The sequence below is a fragment of the Actinoallomurus spadix genome, assembly GCF_024055725.1.
Classification (GTDB): Bacteria; Actinomycetota; Actinomycetes; order Streptosporangiales; family Streptosporangiaceae; genus Actinoallomurus; species Actinoallomurus spadix.
Genome location: NZ_JAMXMX010000061.1, coordinates 1 through 5456, shown reverse-complemented (window position 1 = coordinate 5456; position 5456 = coordinate 1). Strand labels below are relative to the sequence as shown.

Annotated in this window: 6 protein-coding genes; 3 read left to right on the top strand and 3 right to left on the bottom strand. The window is 70.8% G+C overall.

Features of this window, described 5'->3' with window-relative positions; translation table 11 throughout:
* Window positions 1-349: 349 nt before the first annotated feature.
* Window positions 350-781, bottom strand: a complete 432-nt coding sequence (locus NE235_RS36955; protein WP_252811564.1) for a YbjN domain-containing protein — start codon at window positions 779-781, stop codon at window positions 350-352.
* Between the two features lie 188 nt (window positions 782-969).
* Entirely contained in the window at window positions 970-1686 is a 717-nt protein-coding gene (locus NE235_RS36950) for an LppU/SCO3897 family protein (protein WP_252811562.1), read from the bottom strand.
* A gap of 305 nt (window positions 1687-1991) precedes the next feature.
* Here NE235_RS36950 and NE235_RS36945 point away from each other — a divergent pair, with 305 nt between their 5' ends.
* The 3 genes from NE235_RS36945 (at window position 1992) to NE235_RS36935 (ending at window position 3717) form a co-directional block, all read left to right on the top strand.
* The gene (locus tag NE235_RS36945; RefSeq protein WP_252811560.1) at window positions 1992-2312 is read left to right on the top strand and encodes a DUF1330 domain-containing protein; all 321 of its coding nucleotides are present in this window, start codon (window positions 1992-1994) and stop codon (window positions 2310-2312) included.
* A gap of 134 nt (window positions 2313-2446) precedes the next feature.
* The gene (locus NE235_RS36940) at window positions 2447-2830 is read left to right on the top strand and encodes a hypothetical protein (protein ID WP_252811557.1); all 384 of its coding nucleotides are present in this window, start codon (window positions 2447-2449) and stop codon (window positions 2828-2830) included.
* Window positions 2831-3009: 179 nt separating this feature from the next.
* Window positions 3010-3717, top strand: a complete 708-nt coding sequence (locus tag NE235_RS36935) for a hemerythrin domain-containing protein (RefSeq protein WP_252811555.1) — start codon at window positions 3010-3012, stop codon at window positions 3715-3717.
* A 14-nt stretch (window positions 3718-3731) separates the two neighbouring features.
* On the opposite strand, the gene NE235_RS36930 is transcribed toward NE235_RS36935, so the two are convergent.
* Window positions 3732-4844 carry a helix-turn-helix domain-containing protein gene (locus tag NE235_RS36930; protein WP_252811553.1) on the bottom strand — a complete coding sequence of 371 codons (1113 nt, stop codon included), beginning with the start codon at window positions 4842-4844 and terminating at the stop codon, window positions 3732-3734.
* Window positions 4845-5456: the final 612 nt, after the last annotated feature.

The window sequence follows — 5456 nt, the reverse complement described above, 5'->3', positions numbered from 1 at the left end:
CCCGTCGCAGGTCATCGCCGCTGCGGCTTGACATGGTCACTGAGATTCCTTTCGCGCCCCTGCCCCTACGGGGGGCGGGGGGTCGTTCGTCCGGTGACCGCGCGATCGCGTCCGCGCGGGAGAGCGTGGGGCCTCGCCGTGGCCGGTCCGGATCTCGGTTCGACGGTGACCGGGAGAGAAGGCGAGGGGCACTTACTTGCCTGGAGCAACTATAGACCCACTTGGTTGCCCTAAGCAACCTAATACCGAGACGAATGCGCTCTGAACAGCCGCAACCGGACATGGAGCGCTCGAACGCCTGCGGATCGCAGTTCGCAGATCGCGGAGAGGCCGACCGGGCAGGAACCGGTCAGAGGGGCTCGCCGGCGAGGCCGACGAGGGACAGCCGCTGGGTGAGCCAGAGGTGGAAGGACCCGGCCAGGCCGAGCCAGATGGTCGCCGACGCGGCGAACTGCTCACGGGTCACCCCGCCGTCGACGCGCATCGTCGCCTCCGTGACGATGACCACACTGCCGTCGTCGTCGGTGGCGGTGTAGCCCTTCAGCCCGGTGGTGTCGCGGTTCCACTCGTCGAGGGCCGCGCAGAGCGCCGGCTTGTCCTCGACGCTGAAGTAGTGGTCATAGATCGTACGGGCCGAGAAGACCTCGTCTTCGTCGTGAATCGTGAAGAAGAGGCTGAAGCAGGGCCAGCGCGTGCCCAGGCGCCCGTGGGTGTCGCGGAACGAGCTGACCTCCAGCCCGTCCAGCACCTCCTCCAGGAGCTCGACGTCAGGTCTGACCACACACGGGTGGGAACCACTGGAGGACGGGGTACTCGGAGGTTCGGCTTCCATACGTGACTCCCTTCTCGCGGACAGTAGTCAGATTGTGCCGCACCAACGCCTTTCAGGTCGCGTTACCGGAACTTTGTGCGGCCGACCCACGACCGCCCGGCGGAGCCGCCCTCTCGGCGCGGCCCCGCCGGGACCGCTCAGTGCTGGTTCGGCGCCATGCAGAGCACGTAACCGTCCTTGGAGGTGCCCTTCCAGAAGCGGACGGTGGCCCCGGGGAACTGGCCGCAGACCCCCTTGCCCCCGGAGAGGCTCTCCTTGACACTCAGGCTGATCTTCGAGATGTGCTCGACCTTGCCGACGACCTTGTAGTCGGCCTCGGCATTCGTGCAGTTCACGATCTTGATCTTGTCGGTCTTGCTCGCGGCCCCGCTCGTGACCCGGTGGACGCAGTCGCCGACCGACGGGTCCTCACTGTGCGACCCGAGTCGGGTGGCGAAGAGGGCCGCGAGCAGCACGACCGCGATCGGCACGATGATCAGCGCGCGCTTCCGGCGGTTCGCGGCGTTCGGTCCTCCGGGCGGCATCTGCGGAGGCGCGCCGTACGGGCTGGGCGGGTACGGACCGGCCGGCGGGTAGGGCGCCTGCCCGCCCGGCTGCCCGTACGGAGCCTGCCCGCCGGGCGGCGGCCCGTACGGCGGCTGCGCTCCGGGCGGCCCGTAGGGAGCCTGAGCACCGGGCTGGCCGTACGGAGCCTGCGGCCCGGCGGGGCCCGGCGGCATGCCGGGGCCGGCGGGGGCGCCGGGAGGAGGAGGCTGCGTCCCGTACGGTGCGGCCCCCGGCCCGGGCGTCCCGGGCGGCGGCGCCGGGGACGGCTGCCAGTTGGGCGAGGGCGGCTGGCCGTACGGCTCGGACATCGTTCCTCCTGGTCGGGGCGCCGGGAGGCGGCGGACCGCCGGCCTTCCCGAGATGATGTCCCGGCCGCGCGCACCGCGCGGATCAAGCCGGGACCGACCGGATTGTCCCATGTTTCGCCCTCGGTGATTACATCGTCGCGGAATCGCCCGGCTCCCTGTGGCGTGCGCCTCTACACCCGGTGCCTGCGCGGACGGCTCGGCATTACCTTCCGCGTAATCGCGTCCCTTACCTACCCCGCAGCATCCTTGGACTCGGCAGCAGCGGTGATCACCGCGGCCGACGACGAAAGAGGAGGAGAACAGCCATGGCCGCATACGCCATCGGACATCTGCACGAGGTCACCATGGGCCCCGAGCTCGTCGAGTACCTCGAGCGGATCGACGCGACGCTGGAGCCGTACGGCGGGCGGTTCGTGATCCACGGCGCCAGGCCCGACGTACGGGAGGGCGACTGGTCGGGTGATCTGATCGTCATCGAGTTCCCCGACCTGGGCAGCGCGCGCGGCTGGTACGACTCCCCCGCCTATCGCGAGATCATCCCGCTGCGCGCCGAGAACTCCCGGAGCACCATCCTGCTCATCGACGGCACCGACGACGACCACCGCGCCACCGACCTCCTGGCCTGAGGCTGCCCTCCTGGCCTGAAGAACGGCCGGATCTCCCCCAGGATTCGCGGGAACCACGGCGGCCCCAAGAGTGTCAGATAGGGGTTCACAACGCCTCGGGCCGCCCACCCGACGACCATGGAGGATCCCCACCAGTGACGCAGACCCCCCTTCGCCTCGCAGGAGCGCTCGCGCTGACGACCGCACTGGCGTTCTCGGCCGCCGCGTGCGGGAGCGGGGACAAGAAGGCCGCGTGCAACGACCTGCAGAGCACCATCCAGGAGACGACGCGGACGGGCATGACCCAGATCAGCGACCCGAACGCCCTGGCGCAGACGTACACCAACGCCGCCGCCAAGATGCGGCAGCAGGGCAAGGACTCCGGCGACGGCGGGGTCAAGAAGGCGGCGGACCACGCGGCCTCCGCGATGGAGCAGCTCGCCGCCGACATGAAGCAGACGGCCGCCGGCAGCCCGAAGATGCCCGACAGCACCCCCCTCATCAACGCGGGCAAGGAGCTCAAGCAGGCCTGCGGCTGATCGGATCCCAGGTCCGGCACCAGGAACGCGCCGGTACGCGGGCACAACCGCGCACCGGCGCGTTCCCCTTCGTCGAGCTCCCTTGTCGAGGCTTGGCGCTCCGGCGACCTTCGTCCGGGTTCGCGGGGGTATGGCTCCGTACACCGACGTACGCCGGATCTCCGAAGGATGAGCGCCTCATGGCCAGCGCCGACTCCGCAGGCGAGCGCCGCCGCCTACTGCGCCTGTCCGCCGCGGCGGCCGGCAGCGTGCTGATCTCCTCGGCCGGAGCTCGTACGCCGGCCGCCGTCGCCGCACCCGCCGAGGAGGTGCCGCCGACCGAGGACCTCATGCGCGAGCACGGCGTCCTGAAGCGGGTCCTGCTGATCTACCAGGAGGCGGAGCGGCGGTTGCGGAACGGGACGCGTCTACCACCGGAGGCGCTGCACGACTCCGCCGACGTCATCCGTACGTTCATCGAGGGGTACCACGAGCGCCTCGAGGAGAGGTTCGTGTTCCCGCGCCTGCGCAAGGCGGGCAAGCTCGTCGACACGGTGAAGGTGCTGGCGACCCAGCACGACAAAGGCCGGATCCTCACCCGCCGGATCCTCGCCGGCGCCACCGCCCAGGGCCTGGCGGACGCGCGCACCCGCGACCGTGTCATCGACGCCATGCGCTCCTTCGACCGGATGTACTCACCGCACGAGGCCCGCGAGGACACCGTCGTCTTCCCGACGTTCCGCGACATCATGCCGGCCCGGGAGTTCGCCGAGATGGGCGAGCGCTTCGAGGATGAGGAGCACCGCCGGTTCGGCGCCGCCGGCTTCACCGGCGTCGTCGACCGCGTCGCCGGCATCGAGAAGGAGCTCGGCATCTACGACCTGTCGAAGTTCACCCCGCACGTCTGACGGCGAGCCGGAGCTCAGCCGCCCGGGCAGGGGGAGATCCCGGGCGAGTAACCGCTCTGCTCGACACGGGGTGTGGTCATGTACCAGTCGTAGACCCACGTGCCGTCGGTGAGCCGGTCCCAGGTCGTGAAGTGACGCCCGTACTGCCAGCGGTCGTCCTCTGCCACCCAGTCGCCGTGGTTGGTCTGGCAGACGACGTGCAGACTGGTGCCGTTCGGCACGTAGTGGAGCACGTGGTCGACGTGCGGTTCGGTCTGGATCGCGAGGCCCTTGCTGTCCGCGCCGGTCACCGCGTAGACGTGCGATGTCCCACCGGTCTCCCCGGGGGTGGCGCCGGAGTGCCGATCGGGCGCCCGGCCGGCCCGGGTCGCCGGCTTCTGCGGCGGGGTGGCCGCTCCGTCGGCGGGCGCGGTGAGAGGCGGCAGCACGGGTGAGCCGCTGACGCTCGGGCTGGGGCTCGCGGACGGCCTCGCCGAGAGCGGCGCGGTCGGTGTACCACCGCCACCGGCCGGTGGCTGCACGGGCGCGGCCGAGGAGGTGCGCGGCCCGGCGACGGCGGCGTCGGAGGCCGGCCGCGTCACCACGACGACCACGCCCGTACCGATGGCGACCAGGAGCGCGAGGCCCGCGAGGTAGACGGAGGCGTGCCCCGCGACCGACGCACGCATGCGGCGAAGGACGGAGTCCTCGACGATGTCCGCGTCGATGACGTCGTCCGCTGCCCCGCCGACCGCGGCGGAACCGGCCGGTACGGCGGGATCAGGGAGATCAGGGAGATCGGCGGGATCTTCGGCTTCATGGGCGACCGCGGTGCCAAGGGTGTCGGCGACGAGCGACCGGTCACCTGCCGGAAGCAGGGACGTGCCGGGCCTGGCCGCCGCTTCCAGTTCTTCGATCGCCCGGACGCGGCGGGCGCGCCACCAGTTCAGGTCTCCACCGCAGACACTCACGTAGGCGTCCAGCACCCGCTCGGACGGTATCTGCCTGCCCGCGGCCGCTTCCGCCAGCGCGCTCTTCGACACCCGGCAGCGGCGCGCCATCTTCCAGTACGGCAGGCTTCCCGCCTGCTCACGGAGGGCCCGTAGTTCAAGCGCGAACCGGGCCGCCGGGCCGGCGTTCGGACTCACCTTCCTGGGCGGGCGGCCCATGCGACCCCTTCTCTCTCCGTGCTGGCCGGCCGGGACCGGAACGGCCCCGGCGGCGTGCCGCGGACAAGCACACAACTGTGTTGCCCGCGAAAGGCGTGAATGGACAACTACGCATCTAAACACGTTCTGACACGCCATTCCATGCGCAGTCGAATTGCTCGCACCGTCCGCGTGGCCATGAGGGAATGAGCTAACGACGGAGGCTCCACCGCACCTCCGCGCTCGATCGTCGACGCCGCCACCGTCACAGCGCCTCTCAACGCCCGCCACGACGATCCCTGGGACGGGCCCCCGGCGGAACACACTTCTCTCCCGTCGGCCGCCGGCCGGTCGCCGACGACGGGTACGAGGAGCTCCCGACGCAGCCACGTCTCGGGGATCCTCGGCTCCGGAAACGGCACCGCTCAGCTCTGGTTTCCGTGATGCCTGCGGCTCGCCGTCGGCCGGGTGTGTTCCACCTGCACGGTTGGGGGGTTGGTTCTGGCAGGCGCCGGGGGTGGCGGCTTGTTTTCCAGAGGCGTCTACTCAGGCGAGAGGATTCTTCCCTCGGTAGCCGCTGACGGGAACGCGTACCCTCCGGTGGTGCCCGCT